This is a genomic window from Brenneria sp. hezel4-2-4 (assembly GCF_013155275.1).
GTDB lineage: Bacteria > Pseudomonadota > Gammaproteobacteria > Enterobacterales > Enterobacteriaceae > Brenneria.
Map to the genome: position 1 here is coordinate 553,417 of NZ_JABJXS010000003.1, position 17,532 is coordinate 570,948.

General features: G+C 56.3%; 20 protein-coding genes. 2 read left to right on the forward strand and 18 right to left on the reverse strand.

Annotation, left to right across the window (positions count from 1 at the left end; genetic code table 11):
- Positions 1-80 precede the first annotated feature (80 nt).
- Positions 81-1,487: an NADP-dependent phosphogluconate dehydrogenase gene (gene gndA / locus HOY33_RS09285; RefSeq protein WP_172289923.1), complete on the forward strand. Its 1,407-nt coding sequence runs from the start codon at positions 81-83 to the stop codon at positions 1,485-1,487.
- Between the two features lie 277 nt (positions 1,488-1,764).
- Here the strand turns inward: gndA and HOY33_RS09290 are convergent, their stop codons facing one another.
- The 3 genes from HOY33_RS09290 to HOY33_RS09300 form a co-directional block, all read right to left on the reverse strand.
- Positions 1,765-2,160 carry a nuclear transport factor 2 family protein gene (locus HOY33_RS09290; protein WP_172289924.1) on the reverse strand — a complete coding sequence of 132 codons (396 nt, stop codon included), beginning with the start codon at positions 2,158-2,160 and terminating at the stop codon, positions 1,765-1,767.
- Positions 2,161-2,251: 91 nt separating this feature from the next.
- Positions 2,252-3,139 (reverse strand): LysR family transcriptional regulator, encoded by an 888-nt coding sequence (locus HOY33_RS09295; RefSeq protein ID WP_172289925.1) that lies wholly within the window; start codon positions 3,137-3,139, stop codon positions 2,252-2,254.
- 123 nt (positions 3,140-3,262) lie between these two features.
- Positions 3,263-4,663, reverse strand: coding sequence for an amino acid permease (locus tag HOY33_RS09300; protein WP_172289926.1), 1,401 nt, complete (start codon positions 4,661-4,663; stop codon positions 3,263-3,265).
- Positions 4,664-5,060: 397 nt separating this feature from the next.
- On the opposite strand from HOY33_RS09300, the gene HOY33_RS09305 reads away from it, so the two are divergent.
- Complete coding sequence (locus tag HOY33_RS09305) at positions 5,061-5,222, forward strand: hypothetical protein (RefSeq protein WP_172289927.1); 162 nt, start codon at positions 5,061-5,063, stop codon at positions 5,220-5,222.
- Positions 5,223-5,292: 70 nt separating this feature from the next.
- Here the strand turns inward: HOY33_RS09305 and HOY33_RS09310 are convergent, their stop codons facing one another.
- Genes HOY33_RS09310 through HOY33_RS09380 form a run of 15 tightly spaced genes read right to left on the reverse strand, consistent with a single transcriptional unit; the run spans position 5,293 to position 17,530 of the window.
- Positions 5,293-6,153 (reverse strand): GHMP kinase, encoded by an 861-nt coding sequence (locus HOY33_RS09310; RefSeq protein ID WP_172289928.1) that lies wholly within the window; start codon positions 6,151-6,153, stop codon positions 5,293-5,295.
- Complete coding sequence (cobD, locus tag HOY33_RS09315) at positions 6,146-7,219, reverse strand: threonine-phosphate decarboxylase CobD (RefSeq protein ID WP_172289929.1); 1,074 nt, start codon at positions 7,217-7,219, stop codon at positions 6,146-6,148. The genes HOY33_RS09310 and cobD overlap by 8 nt, the downstream gene beginning before the upstream one ends.
- A gap of 33 nt (positions 7,220-7,252) precedes the next feature.
- Complete coding sequence (cobA, locus tag HOY33_RS09320; RefSeq protein WP_172290028.1) at positions 7,253-8,035, reverse strand: uroporphyrinogen-III C-methyltransferase; 783 nt, start codon at positions 8,033-8,035, stop codon at positions 7,253-7,255.
- 8 nt (positions 8,036-8,043) lie between these two features.
- Positions 8,044-9,264, reverse strand: a complete 1,221-nt coding sequence (locus HOY33_RS09325) for an acetate/propionate family kinase (RefSeq protein ID WP_172289930.1) — start codon at positions 9,262-9,264, stop codon at positions 8,044-8,046.
- Positions 9,254-9,706, reverse strand: coding sequence for a EutP/PduV family microcompartment system protein (locus HOY33_RS09330; protein ID WP_172290029.1), 453 nt, complete (start codon positions 9,704-9,706; stop codon positions 9,254-9,256). The genes HOY33_RS09325 and HOY33_RS09330 overlap by 11 nt, the downstream gene beginning before the upstream one ends.
- Before the next feature lie 4 nt (positions 9,707-9,710).
- On the reverse strand, positions 9,711-10,061 hold the full coding sequence (gene pduU, locus HOY33_RS09335) for a propanediol utilization microcompartment protein PduU (protein WP_172289931.1): 351 nt from the start codon (positions 10,059-10,061) through the stop codon (positions 9,711-9,713).
- Entirely contained in the window at positions 10,061-10,618 is a 558-nt protein-coding gene (locus HOY33_RS09340; protein ID WP_172289932.1) for a BMC domain-containing protein, read from the reverse strand. Before HOY33_RS09340 ends, pduU begins: the two co-directional genes overlap by 1 nt.
- Positions 10,619-10,623: 5 nt before the next feature.
- Entirely contained in the window at positions 10,624-12,012 is a 1,389-nt protein-coding gene (locus tag HOY33_RS09345) for a 4Fe-4S dicluster domain-containing protein (RefSeq protein WP_172289933.1), read from the reverse strand.
- 34 nt (positions 12,013-12,046) lie between these two features.
- Positions 12,047-13,162: a 1-propanol dehydrogenase PduQ gene (locus tag HOY33_RS09350; RefSeq protein ID WP_172289934.1), complete on the reverse strand. Its 1,116-nt coding sequence runs from the start codon at positions 13,160-13,162 to the stop codon at positions 12,047-12,049.
- An 11-nt stretch (positions 13,163-13,173) separates the two neighbouring features.
- Complete coding sequence (locus HOY33_RS09355) at positions 13,174-14,568, reverse strand: aldehyde dehydrogenase family protein (RefSeq protein WP_172289935.1); 1,395 nt, start codon at positions 14,566-14,568, stop codon at positions 13,174-13,176.
- A complete protein-coding gene (locus tag HOY33_RS09360; protein ID WP_172289936.1) occupies positions 14,568-15,572 on the reverse strand; it encodes a cob(I)yrinic acid a,c-diamide adenosyltransferase in 1,005 nt (334 codons plus the stop codon). Before HOY33_RS09360 ends, HOY33_RS09355 begins: the two co-directional genes overlap by 1 nt.
- Positions 15,573-15,588: 16 nt before the next feature.
- Positions 15,589-15,864 carry a EutN/CcmL family microcompartment protein gene (locus HOY33_RS09365; RefSeq protein WP_172289937.1) on the reverse strand — a complete coding sequence of 92 codons (276 nt, stop codon included), beginning with the start codon at positions 15,862-15,864 and terminating at the stop codon, positions 15,589-15,591.
- A 3-nt stretch (positions 15,865-15,867) separates the two neighbouring features.
- Positions 15,868-16,365, reverse strand: coding sequence for a microcompartment protein PduM (gene pduM, locus HOY33_RS09370; RefSeq protein WP_172289938.1), 498 nt, complete (start codon positions 16,363-16,365; stop codon positions 15,868-15,870).
- A complete protein-coding gene (locus HOY33_RS09375; protein ID WP_172289939.1) occupies positions 16,362-16,994 on the reverse strand; it encodes a phosphate propanoyltransferase in 633 nt (210 codons plus the stop codon). The genes pduM and HOY33_RS09375 overlap by 4 nt, the downstream gene beginning before the upstream one ends.
- A complete protein-coding gene (locus tag HOY33_RS09380) occupies positions 16,994-17,530 on the reverse strand; it encodes a BMC domain-containing protein (protein ID WP_172289940.1) in 537 nt (178 codons plus the stop codon). The genes HOY33_RS09375 and HOY33_RS09380 overlap by 1 nt, the downstream gene beginning before the upstream one ends.
- Positions 17,531-17,532 lie beyond the last annotated feature (2 nt).

The window sequence follows — 17,532 nt, forward strand, 5'->3', positions numbered from 1 at the left end:
GTTACCATGTGGGCCTGCTTTTATTGCCTGCGGGTATAAGCCGTAGCAGGCAGGTTATCCTTCAGACAGGAGTTGCTTTAATGTCCAAACAGCAAATTGGCGTTGTTGGTATGGCGGTGATGGGGCGCAATCTGGCGCTGAATATCGAAAGCCGTGGCTATAGCGTTTCCATTTTTAACCGTTCTTCAGACAAAACTGACGAAGTGATTGCAGAAAATCCGGGTAAACAATTGGTGCCTTGTTATACCGTTGAAGAGTTCGTCGGCTCCCTGGAAAAACCGCGTCGGATTCTCCTGATGGTTAAAGCTGGAGAAGCGACCGATAAAACCATTGAGTCTCTGAAGCCGTACCTGGATAAGGGCGATATCCTGATTGACGGTGGCAACACCTATTATAAAGACACGATCCGTCGTAATCGCGAGCTGTCCGAGCAAGGGTTCAATTTCATCGGCACCGGCGTTTCCGGCGGTGAAGAGGGCGCGCTGAAAGGGCCTTCCATCATGCCTGGCGGTCAGAAAGAAGCGTATGAGCTGGTTGCGCCGATTCTGGAAAAAATCGCCGCTCGCGCCGAAGGTGAAGCCTGTGTCGCCTATATCGGCGCCGATGGCGCCGGTCACTATGTAAAAATGGTGCACAACGGTATTGAATACGGCGATATGCAACTGATTGCCGAGGCCTATGCGCTGTTGAAGCAGGCCCTGAGTCTGGGTAATGAAGAGCTGGCCGCCACTTTCTCCGAGTGGAATAAAGGCGAACTGAGCAGCTATCTGATCGAAATTACCGCCGACATCTTCACCAAGAAAGATGAAGACGGTAAATACCTGGTGGATGTGATTCTGGATGAAGCGGCGAACAAAGGCACCGGTAAGTGGACCAGCCAAAGTTCGCTGGATCTGGGCGAACCGCTGTCGTTGATCACTGAATCCGTGTTTGCCCGTTACCTGTCATCGCTGAAAGCGCAACGCGTCGCCGCCTCCAAAGTGCTGAGCGGGCCGAAGGCTAAACCGTTCGATGGCGATAAAGCGGAATTCGTTGAGAAAGTTCGCCGGGCGCTGTATCTGGGGAAAATTGTCTCTTATGCGCAGGGCTTCTCTCAGTTGAAAGCGGCATCTGAAGAAAACAACTGGGATCTTAACTACGGTGAGATCGCCAAAATTTTCCGTGCGGGTTGCATTATTCGCGCCCAGTTCCTGCAAACCATCACCGATGCCTACGCACAGCAAGCGGATATCGCCAACCTGCTGTTGGCGCCGTATTTCAAGCAGGTTGCCGACGAGTACCAGCAGGCGCTGCGCGATGTGGTGGCGTATGCCGTTCAGCATGGTATCCCGACGCCGACCTTCTCTGCCGCTATCGCTTATTACGATAGCTACCGTTCCGCGGTATTACCCGCTAACCTGATTCAGGCGCAGCGCGATTACTTCGGCGCGCACACTTATAAACGTACCGACAAAGAAGGGGTATTCCATACCGAATGGTTGGAATAAGTTGTTACGGATAAGCCTCTGAGCAAAAAACGCCAGCGATTCAAACCCGCTGGCGTTTTTTGTCACGTGATAATATAGCTACGGCACGGGCAGAACAAAGGGTACGTGTCCCGCAAAGTTCCCAATATTTAACCCCCATCTTCCCGGTACTGTTGCCTATAGAAGTGATATCCGGCTGATTAAGTGTGGCCGGTCTAAAAGCCCGCAAGGTGCGGACTCCGCATTCATTCCCAGGCATCCATGCACAGGGAGAGAATGTCTCCATCCGACTTTTTCGTCAGGAGTGAGCAAGCACCTTCATTTTTTCAAACTGCTGCCGAATGGGGGCGGTATCGTAGATGATGGTGATGGATTCAAACACCGGTTTATCTTTATTGATCCTGAATACATCAACACATTCGAAATTGACTACTTCGTCGTTGGCGAAAGTCCATTTATAATTAAAATGTAGAGCGATAGTATTACTGCTGCTCGACGTATTGAATACGTTTAACAGCGTGGTATCAGAACGGCTGGTATCATTGAAAAGTTCGTAATAAAAATCACTCACTTTGCAGGAACCATACAGCGGAGACTGAACCACTGCATCTGGAGTGAACAGGCTCAGGACGGACTGAAGATCACCTGCATTCAGAGCGTTCAAATAGTCCGAACAAAGTTGCTGAGAAGACATAATACCTCCAAATAAAAATGTGTGGAGATTATACTCTATAAAACAATACGCATGAGCAATGGATAGTTATTCATACCCCCGCCAAATTTATTCATAAATACGATAAATTTTTTATTTCATTAACCAATAAGGTGATTTTTTTATCCTGTCTATTTCGTTCTGGAATATTAATGTAGTAATTTTTCCCCGTTTTAATACTGTTTGGGAAGGGGAAGATTAGTTTATTATTTTGTACTCTTGATGTTGCCATTAGAGGGTCTGTCAGGACCAGTCCGACACCTATTTCTGCGGCGGACATACTTATTTCTAAGGTGTCAAAAGTGACGGTATTCATATCTGTCAGGAATGGCAAGCCATTATCTCGCAGCCAATGAGACCAGTTATGCATTGATTTATCCGATTTAATTAAACAAAGCTTTGAAATTTCTTCCGCATCGGCATTAATTTGATGACCGATCGCCGGTGTGCATGCCATGTTCAATGTTTCTGAAAATAACTCAATGGCAATAAAAGAAGGGAGCCCCTGTTCACCTCGGGTAATTATTACATCAATGGTATCACCCGGTTCTGACTCCTGTTTTTGTAAATCGTCAAACGATGTGTCAATCTTTAAATATTCATCGGCGATGACTGAGCGCAACCGTTGATAATTTGGCATCAGCAGGTTTATCGCAAACGTGGAAGGCGAACGAATGATAAAGGTTCTTTTATTCTTCTTTACAGAAAAATTCAGGTATTCCGCCATTTCAAGGATCTGTTTGCACGTTTCCACGAAACGCTCTCCGTCCGGCGTGAGAACCATGCCACTGAGGGAGCGCTCAAAAATCGTCAGACCGTACATTTCTTCTATTTGTTTAATTTGTCTGCTGACAGCGCCTTGCGTTTTATGTAAAAAAAGGGCAGTTTTGCTAATGCTGCAAAATTTCGAGCAGATGACAACTGCATGGATCGCATTCAAATTGGGGATATGTTTTAACATTATAATGAAAGATCACCGCTAAAACGTAAACTTTAGAGTAGAAACCGAATCATGTAAACGTCCATAAAAAATAGACTATTCGGACGTGCACGCATGTGCGCCGGAGCGCACATGTAGTGTATTTTATGAAGTGTGTCGTTTTTTGCTCAACCAGAAAATAGTTAGCAATGAAAACCATATAATACCGACTACCCCGGCAATTCTGGTATCACTGGACACCAGGATCAGAACGAACAGGAACGCGATAGATACAGCGCAGACCAAACCTGAAACAGGGTACAAAGGCAATCTGAAAGTCAGGTTGTCAAACTTTCTTTTTCTACGATAACGGAAATGAGATGCAATGATAATACCCCAGATCCACAGTAACATAACCAGTACGCCAGTCATCAGATAGCCAAATATTTTATCCGGGACAAGATAGTTAAGCAGGACACCGGTTAGCATGGCTATAAATGATACACCCAACGCTTTTGCCGGGATCCTGTTATTATTTAGTTTACTCAGGCTAACTGGTGCATTACCACGCAGAGATAATGTATATAACATGCGTGTTGTGGCATAAAGACCGCTGTTACATGAAGAAGCGAGAGAAGAGATCACCACCATTGTCATGATGCTGGCAGCCGCCTGTAAGCCTATTTTCTCAAAAGATAAGATGAAAGGACTTTCATTGGGGCGAACTTCAGTCCAGGGGAATAAAGACATAATGATAAATATTGAACCAATATAAAACACCAGAATCCTGACAGGAAGGGCATTTATCGCCTTTGGAATATTTATTCCAGCCTGCTTGGTTTCAGATGCCATTAATCCGACGATTTCAATCCCGCCAAAAGAAAAAACGGCAATGGGTAACACCATCAAGAACCCATGTAATCCGGATGCAAAAAAATCCCCATGAGAAAACACGTTACTGAAGGACACATTTTCTGAACTGTCAGCCATAAATAGAATATAGATACTCCCGCCAACGATCAGAGCAATAATAGCGACGATCTTGATTGATGCCAGCCAGAATTCAGTTTCACCAAAGTATCGAACATTAAAAAAATTCAGTGTAACGAGAAGTGACAGGACAATCAGGCCAGGTACCCATTGTGGCAAGTCGGGATACCAGAAATTAAACAGCATGCCGATAGCGGTAATTTCCGCAATGCCAACTAGAACCCAGTTCATCCAGTAGGTCCACCCGGTGACGTATCCTGCCCAGGGGCCAATAAATTCCGTTGCGAAATCTGAAAAGTTTTTGAGATTTAGGTTATTGACAAGCAACTCTCCCATTGCGCGGGAAATAATAAAAACAAAAAGGCCTGAAATAGCGTAAGCAAGTAAGAGACTGGGACCCGCGATTGAAATTGCCGCGCCTGACCCCATAAATAAACCAGCTCCAATAGCCCCACCGAGCGATAAAAGCATAATGTGTCTGTATGATAAGCCCTGAGCTAATTCAGGGGGACTTTCTTCAGCAACATCATTTAAAAATTTCACTTTATTACTAATAATTATTTTTGGGTTTGTCATAAAATCTTTCCCGAGTGTAGCCTTAAGATTTTATGATGTTCTGATAGCAATGCTAAAGCCGTCAATTGATAAGTTTTTCCCTGGAAGGTAAGTTTTATCAACGATATATAAATCACTTATATTATCGTTGAAACAGCCTCTCCGATAAATGGAATAATGATGCTGTTTATTAACAAGATTGAATACCTGTCAGGGAAAGTTGCAGCGTAGGACGGCCATCCTGTTCGCCCCCTCAGTCCGTTGCTGAGCAATATTTTTATGATTTTTTTGTGCAAAGAATAAGTAAGCGAGTGTAACCAAGGATTTATAAGGATCTTTTCAGGAAGATTCCGCATTGTTTGCCGATTCGCTCCCCTCTATGCTTCGCCTGTGAAGTCCCATTAATACAGAGGTAAACATGAGTCGTATTTTTAAAATCATCGGGGTGATTACATTAGTTACCGCATTAAGCGGTTGTCTGTTTCCGCCTCCGGGCGGCGGTCATGGCGGCGGTGGTGGCGGTGGCGGCCCACACGGTGGCTTCCAGGGAATGCATGGCGGCCAGCCGGGCCCGCGTTAATTTCCATCCGCAATGACATTTATCTTTTCACAGGCAGGTTTCCCTGCCTGTTTCGATTATTAGCACATTTTTACCGCACGCCACCGGCGATCATCGGCAGCAGATACTGATTAGGGTAATGCCGCAATATTCCTTTTTGATGTAGCTGTCGGCTTAGTTTTTCCACATCATGATGATGACGATCCAGCAATAGCCCTACCACGCTGCCGCTGTGCGCCACGTTCAAACCATAAATGCCGCTGCTTTCAACCAGGTCGAGCAGATCGATAAAGGCCGGCTTGACCAGCATATGCTGACTGGCGCGGGCGCTGAGGGTGCAGGCTTCTCCCAGCTTGACGGGATCCCCGGTTTTCGCCGCCGCGCGGAACAAGCGCCAGGCGCGTTCCAGCGCATCGGCGTTGTCCAGTAATGCCTGCCGACGGTCGAGGCGATGGTAATCCGCTGTGTTCAGGGTTTGCGGACTTTCCAGCAGTAAAATATCCATCGTTGGCTGCCAGTCGCAGGAAATCGTTGTACCGGCGGTTTGATGATCAAATAGCGTGAGTTGACGAAACAGGGTGCTGTCGGTGGGTTCCAGTTGAACACAGAGTGCGGCAAGCGCGGCTTCATCCAGCGTTGCGCCAAGATGGCGGGCGGTAGCCTGCGCGGTGGCGGCAATATCCGCGGTGCTGCTGGCCATCCCTTTGGCGACCGGGATGGTGGAGGTGAAGTCAATGTGCAGGCCATAAGCGGTATCCGGCGGCAGCCCGAAGTGCGCGACCACGGTTTCCAGCATCCGCCGCATCTGCGGACGTTCGGTTACGCCGGGTTGCCCATCCGTCACCGAGACCTCGCTGAACCAGTCCACCGGGCAGGAGATCAGCTTCTCACCGCCCAGAATCCATCCCTGAAGCAGTTCGCCGCAGGAGGCGGGACAGCGGGCGTCAGCCATGACCGAATACCTGATGCAGCGCGGCAACTAACCGCTGGTTATCCGCCTCGCTTTTGATGGCGACCCGGTAATCGTTGGCGGTGAGGCCGGGGTAATTGGCGCAGGCGCGGATAAGAATGCGTTGTTCCAGCAACGCTTGCTGGAGATCGGTTTGCGGGCGTAGGCAGCGCAGGAAAATATAGTTGGCTGTCGGTTGCCAGACCTGTAATTCCGGCATGGCGGCCAGCGCCTGATAAAGCCAGCGTCGTGCCTGATAAAGCCAGCGGTGAGTGGCGTCGATATAAGCCCGATCGTCCAGCATGATTTCACCGGCCAGCGCCGCGAACGCGTTAATCGTCCAGGGTTCCCGCGACTGCTTCATGGCCCGGATAGCCGCCCGATCGGCGCTGACCAAATAGCCGAGGCGCAGACCGGGGATGGCGAAAAATTTGGTTAGCGATCTCAGGATATAAAGCTGTGGAAAGGCGGATAGCTGGGGAATCAGCCCCGGCGCATCGGGTAGAAAATCGATAAAAGCCTCATCGACGATCAGCGCCGTATGGCGCTGGCGGCAGCGCTCAACAATGGCCTGCAACAGCACGCTGTCGGGCATCAGCCCGGTAGGATTATTGGGGGTGGCGATAAACAGACAGTCGTAGCGAGTGTTGTCCAGCGCGGTTAACAGTCGGGCATCGGGCTGAAAACCGTCCTCTGCCGACATCCTATAGTCATCGATCTGGCAGCCGACGCGCAGCAGGGCGCGGCGATATTCGGCAAACCCCGGCGTTAACAGCAGCACCCGCCGTGGCTGGAGGTATTGCGCCACGGCATAAATCAGTTCGGTGGCGCCGTTGCCGGCGATAAGATTATCCGCTGAACAGCCGTGCGCACGGGCCAGGGCGGCATGAAGCTCGCGGTACTCCACATCGGGATAACGTTCTGCCCGCTCAAGCTGGCTGACGATAGCCGTTTTTAGCGACGCGGGCATACCCAACGGATTGATGTTGGCGCTGAAGTCGATAATGTCATCGGCGTTCACGCCGATTTTCGCCGCCATTTCCAGCACATTGCCGCCATGTTCGCTCATGATGTCCTGATTATCTCCCTGATTTCAATGGGGTCAGCATAGCATAAGCGAGGAAACCGCGGCCAATGTCAGAGGCTCCGGCGTAAAGGACAACACGGATTGTAGCCTGACCACATCGCCAATCACGATTAACGCCGGTGAAGAGAGTCCGGCCGCGGTCGCCTCGTCGGCCAGCGTCGCCAGCATGCCGCTGACGGTACGCTGCTGCTGGCGACTGGCATACATCACCACTGCCGCGGGCGTCGCCGGCGATTTACCGCCGGCAATCAACTGCTGACAAATAGCGGACAGCTGCGCCATGCCCATCAGGATCACCAGCGTTCCGTCGAGTTTGGCCAGCGCGGCCCAGTCCTGCGGTTGGTTGCCCTGACGCAGGTGGCCGGTAATGACGTGGAAGCCGGACGAGAAGTCCCGGTGCGTCACCGGGATCCCCGCATAGGCCAGTCCACCGATGGCGGAGGTAATGCCGGGCACAACTTCAAACGCGATGCCCGACAGCGACAGCGCTTCCGCTTCTTCGCCGCCGCGCCCGAAGACGTAAGGATCGCCGCCTTTCAGCCTAACCACGTTCAGCCCCCGCTGCGCGCACTCGACCAGCGTCTGGTTGATTTGCGGCTGGGGCACGGGGTGATGGTCGGGCATTTTACCCACGTTGATCATTTCACAATCGGCAGGGGCTTCTACCAACAGATCGGAACTCACCAGCCGATCGTACACCAGCACGTCCGCATGACGTATGCAGTGCAAACCTTTTACCGTGATTAATGTGGCGTCACCGGGTCCGGCGCCAACCAGCCAAACTTTTCCGTTATTCATCATCGTTCTCACTGTAACTGACCGGGGAAACGCGGCATGGCCGCCGCTGCGGCAATACGCGCCACATCGCGGGCGATCATCAATTCTTCATTGGTATTCACCACCGCAATGGCTACCGGGGAGGCGTCCTGCTGGATGAACGGCGCATTGCGGCGGTTTTTCTCTTCGCACAGCGCGATGCCGAGAAAACCCAGGTTATGACAGATTTGCCGCCGGGCATTTTGGGCGTTTTCACCGATGCCGCCGGTAAAAATCAGCGCGTCAAGGCCGCCGAGCTGGAGGATATAGCTGCCGATAACCGCCCGGATGCGCTCGGCAAACAGCTGCAACGCCTGCTGCGCTCGCGGGTTGCCAGCCTGCGCCGCCTGTTCGACATCGCGGTAATCATGCGAGACGCCGGAGACGCCGAGCAGACCGGATTGGTTGTTGATCAACTGGTTGATTTCCTCTGCGCTTTTTCCCTCTTTCAACTGGATAAACGGCAGAATGGAGGGATCGACGTCGCCGCTGCGTGTTCCCATCATCACCCCGGCCTGCGGGGTAAATCCCATTGATGTGTTGATGGATTCGCCGTTTCGGATGGCGCAGATGCTGGAGCCGTTGCCAAGATGACAGGAGATCAGACGCAGCGTCGCAAGCGGTTTCCCCAGCCGTTCGGCGCACAGCGCGCCGACGTATTTATGGCTGGTGCCATGAAAGCCATAGCGGCGCACGCCCAGTTCGGCATAGTAACGCCAGGGCAAAGGGTAAAGGTAAGAAGCGGGTTCCAGCGTCTGGTGGAACGCCGTATCGAAGACGGCGACCGCCGGTGCGTGCGGTAAAGCTCGCTGAAACACCCGGATGCCGACGGCGTTGACGGGATTATGCAGCGGCGCCAGCGCGGCCAGTTCGTCGATTTTGGTCAGAACATCCGGGGTTATAGCGATGGAATCACGGAAATATTCGCCGCCGTGCGCCACCCGGTGACCGACGCCGTCAATCTCGTCCAGAGAGGCAAGAATGCCGTGCGCCAGCAGCGCGTCCAGCAGCAGGGTCGCCGCGTCATAGTGGGTGGCGATCGGGCGGGTCTCGCTCCACGTCTTATCGCCGGCGCGCAGGGTAAAGACGGCATCCTGCAAACCGATGCGCTCCACCAGCCCCTGACAAAGCACCTGTTCGGCAGGCAAGACGAACAGCTGAAATTTCAATGAAGAACTGCCGGCGTTAATCGCCATTATTTTACCGGACATACGACTCTCCCACGGTGTCTAAATAAGCCATGAGTTCCGCCATCCCAAGGCCGGTCTGGGCGGAGGTGGTGAATAGCGTGTGGGCGCCCGCCTGACGCAGGCTGTCCGCCGCCCACGCCAGCCGCGCCGGATCGCTGACGGTATCGGCCTTGCTGATGATGCCGATGACGGGCTGGTTAAATACGCAGGCGAACAAGGGGGCGAACCAGCTCTGGCCGGCATCGGCGTTTTGCACCAGCCCGATCACCTCGGCTTCACCGGCGCTGGCCAGCAACGCGCTGTAGAGACAACGGTTCTCCAGATATTCGCCGGGGGTATCGATGGCGCCGTCCCGCCAGTCGATGGCCTGTGTTTTTTGGTAGCGCGGCGTTTCGCCGTGCAGACGCTGAATCAACGACGTTTTGCCGCACTGGCTGGGGCCGATCAGCATGATTCGTCGCATCATGTCAGGTCCGGGTCAGCGAACAGGCGGTGAATTTCATCACATCCCCCAGCGTGTGGGTCACCTGTTTAAGGGCATATTCCACCGCGGACACATCGCCGGTGATCACCACGGCGCCGGTAAACCGATCGATGAAACCGATTTCCACCGCGCCGGACTTGGTGGCGATATCGCTGGCGATGATTGAGGCTTCGCTGGGGGTGATGGTCAAGATACCAATCGCGGTACTGCTATCACTCAGCCCCAGTTTTTTGTATAGCGCCTTGTTGGGGTTGGCGATCAGGTGCGCCAGCGTGATCTGTTTGCCGGGCACATATTCCTGAATAACCCGCTCGGTTGGGTGAGTGGTTTCCATCATGCCTCCTGTACCAGTTGGCGCCACAGGGCATCGTGCGGACGGGGGATCACGCTGCGGTAAACCAGCAATCCTTTTTCCCCCGCGCTCTGGCCGGCGACCTCGACGGCGGTGCTGACATCGGCGATATCGCCGGTGAGCACCAGATAGCATTTACCGCCGATACCGTAGGCCATATGTACTCGTACCAGCGTTACGTTGGCGGCTTTCACGGCGCGGTCGGCGGCGGCGATGCAGGCCGCCGCGCTCCAGGTTTCGACGATGCCGGCGGACTGCCGGTTCGCCACCGGATTAAGGCCGCTGAGCGCCGGCAGGACCGACGCGTGGATATTGGGCAGGATCAGGCTGTCGACCAATAAGCTGCCGCTTTGCTGCTCGCCGTGTCGTACCGCCTGACTTACGGCGCCCACGTCTCCGCCAATCATCAACAGATATTTACCGGGGCAGAGGGTTTTGCACACCAGCAAATCGACGCGGGCGCTTTTCATCATCAGGTCGGCCACCTCCATGCCTTTGGCGATACTGCTTAATTCCACAACTCCAATAGCGTGTGACATACCTCTTATCCTCTGGCGGTGCGATGGGCGGTAATAACGATGGCGGAGGCGCTCACTTCGGCGACTATCCCATTAATGCTGGCGTGAACCGGGGCGCCCAGCGCGTTGTCCGGGATGGCGGCGATTGGTTGCCCTGTACGAACCGTGCTGCCAACGGCAACCATCGCTTCTGCCGGTGCGCCGATATGCTGGCGTAACGGCAGCACCACGTGTTCAGGCTGATAATTCATCTCAACAAACGGCGCGTCCTGATACCATTGGGCGAGGTCGAGGCGGGTAATCAGCCGCGAAATGGGCACCATGCGATAGTTCGCCATCGGATCGGCCGGATAAAGCTCGCCCTGATAGCGTGCGCCCTGGGTTTGCAACTGCTGTTTCAACAGGCGGTTAATGCGCATGGGCGAAATATCCACCGGGCAGGCGTAACTTTCGCACAGGCCGCATTCCGAGCAGGTCAGCGCGCTCAGCAGGACGTCGGGGGTCGCGACCTGCTGGTAGTTAACGGCGCGAACCAAAAGATGCGGCGACAGTTCATGCCCCACCAGATGACGGGGGCACAGCTCGGTACACATGCGGCACTGCTCGCACACGGTGCGGGCAATCGCCAGAATATCCCGATCGCTGCGCAGGCGGCGGGTCAGCAACAAATGGTCGGCCGGCAGAACCAGCAGACCGCCGCTGGTTTTGGTGACCGGCAGATCGAGATCGCTCAGGGCGTGTCCCATCATCGGGCCGCCGTTGATAAACCCCGGCTTGTCGATGGTGGCGCCGCCGGCCAGCGTCAGAACCTCACGGAAGCTGACGCCGAGCGGTACGGTCAGCGTCAGCGGCGTAGCCACGGCGCCGTTAACCGTCAAGGTGCGATGCGTCACCGGCTGCTGTTCTTCCACGGCGCGCGCCACGTTGAGCACGGTCTGTACGTTATTCACCACCACGCCGATGCTGATGGGCAGGGCGGCGGGCGGAACGCGCCGACCCGTCGCCAGCCAGATGGTGATCACTTCGTCGCCCGCCGGATAAACATCCGGCAGAATATGAAGGCGGATCTGCGGGGGGAGCAGCGGCGTCAGGGCGTCGATGGCGCCGCGATATTTGGCTTTCAGCGCGATAATGCCCTGCTGCGCGCCCGTCGCCGTCATGCCATATAAGATGCCGCGGATCAGCGGCGCCGCCTGCCGGGACATCAACTGCTGATCGACCTTGAGCATCGGCTCGCACTCGGCGGCGTTGACCAAAAAAAGATCTGCCCGCGCCTGTAGCTTTACGGCGGTGGGAAATCCCGCGCCGCCCGCGCCCACCACGCCGGCCAGCCGTACCCGCTGGCGGATCGTTTCCGCGTCACAGTCGGTCAGCGAACCGTAAATCGGCGCATTCGGCAGGGTTAACACGCTCATCCTCTGTTCCTCTTATCGCGAGCGATACGGTGCGTTAATCGCATAACGCTTCAATCACCCGGCGGATATCCCCGGCGCTGGCTTCACGCGGGTTGGTGCGCAGCGTGACGTCCGCCTGAGCGGCGGGGATCATGTCGGGAATGCGCGCCAGCAGTTGGCTTTGCGTCACCTTAAGAGCCGCCAGCGGACGCGGTAAACCGCACTGGCGTTTGAGCTGCTCAATCTGGTGAATCAACTGATTCACTGCACCGCGATCGTCCCCTTTGGCGGGGCTGAACCGACACAGCCGGGATAGCCGGGCGTAGCGCTTGCGGGCGCGTTCATCCTGCGCGTTGAAGCGAAGGACGGGCGCCAGCAGCAAGGCGTTCGCCAGCCCGTGCGCAATGTGAAACTGTCCGCCAAGCTGGTGGGCAATGGCATGGTTCAGCCCCAGTCCGGCCTGACTGAACGCCATGCCCGCCAGCGTTGAGGCATTGTGCATTTTCCCCCGGGTAATCACGCAATCCCCGTTGCTACAGGCCGTCGGCAGGTGGCGAAACACCAGTTGCAACGCTTTTTCCGCCAGCGCGTCGGTGAAGTCGCTGGCGTGCGGCGAGACATAGGCCTCCAGCGCATGGGTCAGCACATCCATGCCGGTATTGGCGGTGATGTCCGGGGGAACGGAGAGCGCCAGCGACGGATCGAGGATGGCGATGTCGGGGTAAATCTGGTTGTCGAACAGCGGATACTTGATGCCTTTTTCCGGGTCGCCGATCACGCAGGCGCTGGTCACTTCAGAGCCGGTGCCGCTGGTGGTCGGAATGGCGATGCAGGTGTCAATCCCGATATCCTGCCGACGGCTGAACCAGACGATAGCTTTGGCGGCGTCCAACGCCGATCCGCCGCCAAACCCAATCACCACATCCGGCTGCAACGCGTGCATCTGCGCGATCCCCTTGACCACGGTCGCAATGGTCGGATCGGGGGTGATGTCGCTGAACAGGTCGATCTGGTTATCCGCCGGCAACGTCTGGGTAAGGTTGGTCAACAGCGGCGAGGTAGCCAGAAAACCATCGCAGACGATCCAGATTTTGCGCTGATGAAAGCGCTGCAACACGCTGAGGCTGCCGTTGCCGCTATAAATTCGGGTCTGTAAGGAAAAGCGTTTCATACGCGCTCCAGTCAACGAATGGAAAAGCCGGTTGTCAGCACGCAGCGGCGTTGTCGGGCAAAGGTGCGGGCTGAGGTGGTGCCTTCGCCGGTCGGGGTGGCGATGGTGAAGGTGGTAAATCCTTCGCCGCCGACGCCGATGCCGGCATAAGAAGGCCCGTTCTTGACGAAAATGGAGGTCTGGAGCCGGCGTGCGGCCAGATTCAGGCGGGAGACATTCTGCGAATGCATGATCGCGGTATGATGCAGCCCGCCCTCCACCTGTAACGCCAGCTCCAGCGCCGCGTCGAAATCTTTCACCCGCACCACGGGCAGGAGGGGCATCAACTGTTCGTTGGTCACCAGCGGATCGTCGCCTTTTACCTCCACCAGCAAAAGCCGCGGGGGCTTGGCCGGACAAGGCAAACCCGCCGCTTGCAGCAACTGCGCCGGACTTTTGCCGACCAGTTGTTTATTGGCATGCCCTTGTGGCGACAGGCAGGTCTGGCGCAGGCTGTCGATATCCTGCGGTGAGGTAATCAGCAACGCGTCGAAAGCCTGCATCTGTTGCAGCAGCCGATCGGCCACGCTGTCCACCACAATCAGGCTTTTCTCGGCAATACAGGGCAGGTTGTAGTCGAAAGACGCGCCGGAAACGATATCCTGCGCGGCTTTGACCAGTTCGGCGGTTTCATCCACCAGACAGGGCGGATTGCCGGCGCCGGCGCCGATGGTTTTTTTGCCGCTTTTCATCGCCATCGCAACGATGGCGGGGCCGCCGGTAATCGCCAGCAGGGCGATTTTCTCATTCGCCATCATCTGCTGAGTGGCTTCAACGCTGGGTTCGCCGACCGTCACCACCAGATTGCGGATGCCGCAGCTGTTGAACACGATCTCTTCAATCAGGGCAATCAGCTTCAGCGACACATTTTTAGCGCCGGGATGCGGGCTGAAATAGACGGCGTTGCCCGCCGCCAACATGCTGATGCTGTTATTGATTATGGTTTCCGTGGGGTTGGTGCTGGGCGCGACGGAGCCAATGACGCCAAACGGCGAGAACTCAAACAGCACCATGCCGCCATCCCCGGTCAGGGCGGTGGTGGTCAGATCTTCAATACCGGGCGTATTATCCAGCGCGGCCTTGTTTTTCAGTAGCTTATCTTCTTTATTACCCATGCCGGTTTCCCGCGCGCCTTCCTCGGACAATGTCGCCAGGTGGGGTTGTAGCTGTTCGCGCAGGGCGCTGATAATCGCGCTGCGGGTTTTCAGCGGGCTTTGTTGATAACGCAGGAAAGCGCCGTGCGCCGCGTTAATGGCTTCATCCACGCCGGCGAAAATAGCGCAGGCGGCATGGTCGGGCGCGGCATCCGGCATCAGTTGTTCGGTGAGGATAGTGCGAATGAGAGATTCAAGCTCAGTGGTGTTCATTATTCATTCCCCAGGTGTAAAGCCGATATGGCCGCTTCTGCAATGTGTTGATCCTGTTCGACGCTGCCGCCGCTGATGCCAAGCCCGCCCACCAGTCGGCCGTTTCGCCACAGCGGATAACCGCCGCCAAAGGTGACAACCTTGCCGCCGGTGCTGGACTCAAGCTGAAACAGCTCGGCGCCCGGCTGGATGCTGGGCCCCAGCAAATGGGTGGGCGTTTTCATCGCCACCGCCGTCCAGGCTTTTTTCGGCGCCAGCTCGCTGCTGACCAGCAGGGTATCCGGCATGCGATAGGTCATAATTGAATTGCCGTGGCGATCGGCCAGTGCGATCGCCACGGGGACATGGAGCTTGATGGCGGCATCTACCGCCGTCTTGATGAGTTGATGAACCTCGGCGAAGGCCAGCGCGGCGGAGGCGATGGGCTGTGCGGCTGAGGCGGCGGCCAGATAGCGGCTGAGCACCGTTTCGACCATCCTCGCTTGCCGATGGCGGTGATCTTCATCGCGGGCCAGGGCGTACAGGCAATCCGACAGTCGGTTCAGATATTGCAGCAGCACCGGCCTGATCGGCGCCTGCTCCGCCAGTTCCACCAGCCTGCGTTCGGCGCGGCGCGCCAGCGTACGGGCGAAATGAAGACGGCCGCCGGCTTCGCAGACGCCGGGCAAGACAAACCCGTTGACCGGCGGTACAGCCGACATACAGCGGTCGACGGCCTGTTCCAGCGCCACGATATCCCCGGCTTCGATCCAGCGTCGTCCGGCGGCGAGAGGTTCCGCGTTTTCACTGGCCAATTCGGCGCTGAAATAGAACAGCTGATATTGCACCGTCTCCAGCAAACGGCCGTTTTCCTGGTTATCCACTACGCGCACGCACAGGCCGAGCGCGGCGTTCAGCTCGTCCAGCGTGCCGTAGGCTTCAACCCGTGGGTGGCTTTTCTTCACCCTCTGGCCGGTAAATAACGCCGTGGTGCCTGCGTCGCCGGTTTTGGTATAAATGCTCATCAGACGGTCGCTCCTGTTAACGCGAAAAATTATCCACAATGCCGACAATCGCCAGATCGATGGCCTCATTGGGGGCGGCAAACACCCGCCGGGCGCTGGAACCGGAGGACAACAGCACCAGTTCGCCTTCTCCCGCGCCAACCGAATCCACAGCCACTTCATCCGGCTCCACGCCGTCCGGCGGCAACGATCCATCGCCCGTCACCCGCCGCACCAGCAACAATTTTCTGCCGCTAAGCGAAGGCGACTTCTGGGTTGACACCACCGATCCCACCACTCTGGCTAGCTGCATGATTTACTCCTGCCTTAACAGTTGAATGTGACGCGATAGCAGACTGTCCCGCACCAACGGCGTTATCAGCGTCTTGCGCTGAACAACCAGCCAGCCCGGTTTCTGCGCGGCAATATCCCGATAGCTCAGCAGCGGACCGCCGAATAGCCTGACATCGTGTCCCTGATGGTCGCTGAAGCTGAGCGGCAACCGGCTCAGCGCTTTAACCGGCAATGCGCCCAGCAACTGCCGATGGAGGCTGATATGGATTCGCATCCCCCACGACAGCGCCTCCTGCAACGCGGCCACCGCCGAATGGCGGTTATCCGCGGCGGCAAACTGCCGCAGAAACGCTAAATCAGGCAACACCAGATGCAGCGTGGCATGCCTGACGAATATCGTCGGATCGATACCCATGCTGAGCTGATGCAAACGCAGGGCATAGACCCGGCGCTCGCGCTCGGCAAGCCGCGTGACGATGCGGCTCACCGCGCTTTCCATCTGGGGCGCGGTGAGATTCATGCGCCTGATACCAGCGTGGCGACGGCGTCCGGGTCGTCTGCGCCGGCCGCGTTGGCTTCATCGGTATCAATGTGCAGCTCCAGCCGCATTTGCTCGGATACGCGGATGGCGACATCATCCAATATCAGCCTGCGTCCGCGGCTCTGAATGGCGACCTGTACGCTGTCGCCGTGGCGCACCCGATAGATCAGCGCATCCAGCGGCGACATATGAATGTGGCGCTGGGCGACGATGACCCCCTGCGGCAGTTCCAGTTCCGCATAGGGACTGACCAACCGGATGCCCGGCGTGCCGTCCAGATTACCCGACATGCGCAGCGGGGCGGCGATGCCCAACGTGCGCGCGTCGGTACGGGAAATTTCCACCTGACTGCGGCTGCGCAGCGGCCCCAGAATGCGGACGTTTTTCAGGCTGCTTTTGGGGCCGACCAGCGTAACGGTCTGTTCGGCGGCGAATTGGCCGGGTTGGCGCAGCGCTTTCTTCTCCGTCAGCGGGCGATCGGGAAACAGCCGCTGGTAATCCTGTCCGGACAGATGCAGATGACGGTTGGACACCCCTAGCGGGATCGGACGAAGACGCATTTCGTCGAGGATCTTGCTGACGACAGGTTCCAGTAATGCTTTTTCCATCACGCTTTACCTCGTTTACCGGTATGAATACATAAAAAACGGCGCTCTCCTTTCTGCCGCGGGCAGGCTGGATCGAGACAAAGATTGCAGCGCGCGGTCGGCCGCACGGAGGGGGCGGCCGCGATGGCGCTTTCTGTCTCCGTTTCCGCTGCGAATTGCGGCGCGTCAGCGGCGGTATCGGCGTCTGATAACGGGATGTCAGCGACTGGCGCTGACACGGGGTTGTCGATCGGGGGCGTAGTGGCCGGTACGCCCGGTGGCCGAGTCGGTTGCCAATGAACCTTCTGTGAGTCGGCCGGCCGCGCCAGCACCGCGCTGGCGACCAGCCCATGATGTTGACGGGCCAATGCCGCGCCGCCGGCGATGGCGGCGTTGACCGACGCCACATCGCCGGCGATTTTAACCAACGTCCAGCCGGAGCCTTTGGTGCTTTCCATGCCGATGATCGTGACCGAGGCGGCTTTCGCCATCACGTCAGCCACGCCGATCGCCAGCGCTAAACCGCTAACTTCAAGTAAACCCAGTGACGTTTTCACGC

Bases quoted from the DNA above. Each gene is read 5' to 3' on its own strand.
- HOY33_RS09360 (WP_172289936.1), bottom strand. From the start codon at position 15,572: ATGAGCATTTATACCAAAACCGGCGACGCAGGCACCACGGCGTTATTT.
- pduM (WP_172289938.1), bottom strand. From the start codon at position 16,365: ATGAATCTCACCGCGCCCCAGATGGAAAGCGCGGTGAGCCGCATCGTC.
- HOY33_RS09350 (WP_172289934.1), bottom strand. From the start codon at position 13,162: ATGAAACGCTTTTCCTTACAGACCCGAATTTATAGCGGCAACGGCAGC.
- HOY33_RS09290 (WP_172289924.1), bottom strand. From the start codon at position 2,160: ATGTCTTCTCAGCAACTTTGTTCGGACTATTTGAACGCTCTGAATGCA.
- HOY33_RS09310 (WP_172289928.1), bottom strand. From the start codon at position 6,153: ATGGCTGACGCCCGCTGTCCCGCCTCCTGCGGCGAACTGCTTCAGGGA.
- HOY33_RS09300 (WP_172289926.1), bottom strand. From the start codon at position 4,663: ATGACAAACCCAAAAATAATTATTAGTAATAAAGTGAAATTTTTAAAT.
- HOY33_RS09305 (WP_172289927.1), top strand. From the start codon at position 5,061: ATGAGTCGTATTTTTAAAATCATCGGGGTGATTACATTAGTTACCGCA.
- HOY33_RS09365 (WP_172289937.1), bottom strand. From the start codon at position 15,864: ATGCAGCTAGCCAGAGTGGTGGGATCGGTGGTGTCAACCCAGAAGTCG.
- HOY33_RS09345 (WP_172289933.1), bottom strand. From the start codon at position 12,012: ATGAGCGTGTTAACCCTGCCGAATGCGCCGATTTACGGTTCGCTGACC.
- HOY33_RS09355 (WP_172289935.1), bottom strand. From the start codon at position 14,568: ATGAACACCACTGAGCTTGAATCTCTCATTCGCACTATCCTCACCGAA.
- HOY33_RS09295 (WP_172289925.1), bottom strand. From the start codon at position 3,139: ATGTTAAAACATATCCCCAATTTGAATGCGATCCATGCAGTTGTCATC.
- cobD (WP_172289929.1), bottom strand. From the start codon at position 7,219: ATGAGCGAACATGGCGGCAATGTGCTGGAAATGGCGGCGAAAATCGGC.
- HOY33_RS09330 (WP_172290029.1), bottom strand. From the start codon at position 9,706: ATGCGACGAATCATGCTGATCGGCCCCAGCCAGTGCGGCAAAACGTCG.
- HOY33_RS09325 (WP_172289930.1), bottom strand. From the start codon at position 9,264: ATGTCCGGTAAAATAATGGCGATTAACGCCGGCAGTTCTTCATTGAAA.
- gndA (WP_172289923.1), top strand. From the start codon at position 81: ATGTCCAAACAGCAAATTGGCGTTGTTGGTATGGCGGTGATGGGGCGC.
- cobA (WP_172290028.1), bottom strand. From the start codon at position 8,035: ATGAATAACGGAAAAGTTTGGCTGGTTGGCGCCGGACCCGGTGACGCC.
- HOY33_RS09375 (WP_172289939.1), bottom strand. From the start codon at position 16,994: ATGGAAAAAGCATTACTGGAACCTGTCGTCAGCAAGATCCTCGACGAA.
- HOY33_RS09340 (WP_172289932.1), bottom strand. From the start codon at position 10,618: ATGTCACACGCTATTGGAGTTGTGGAATTAAGCAGTATCGCCAAAGGC.
- pduU (WP_172289931.1), bottom strand. From the start codon at position 10,061: ATGGAAACCACTCACCCAACCGAGCGGGTTATTCAGGAATATGTGCCC.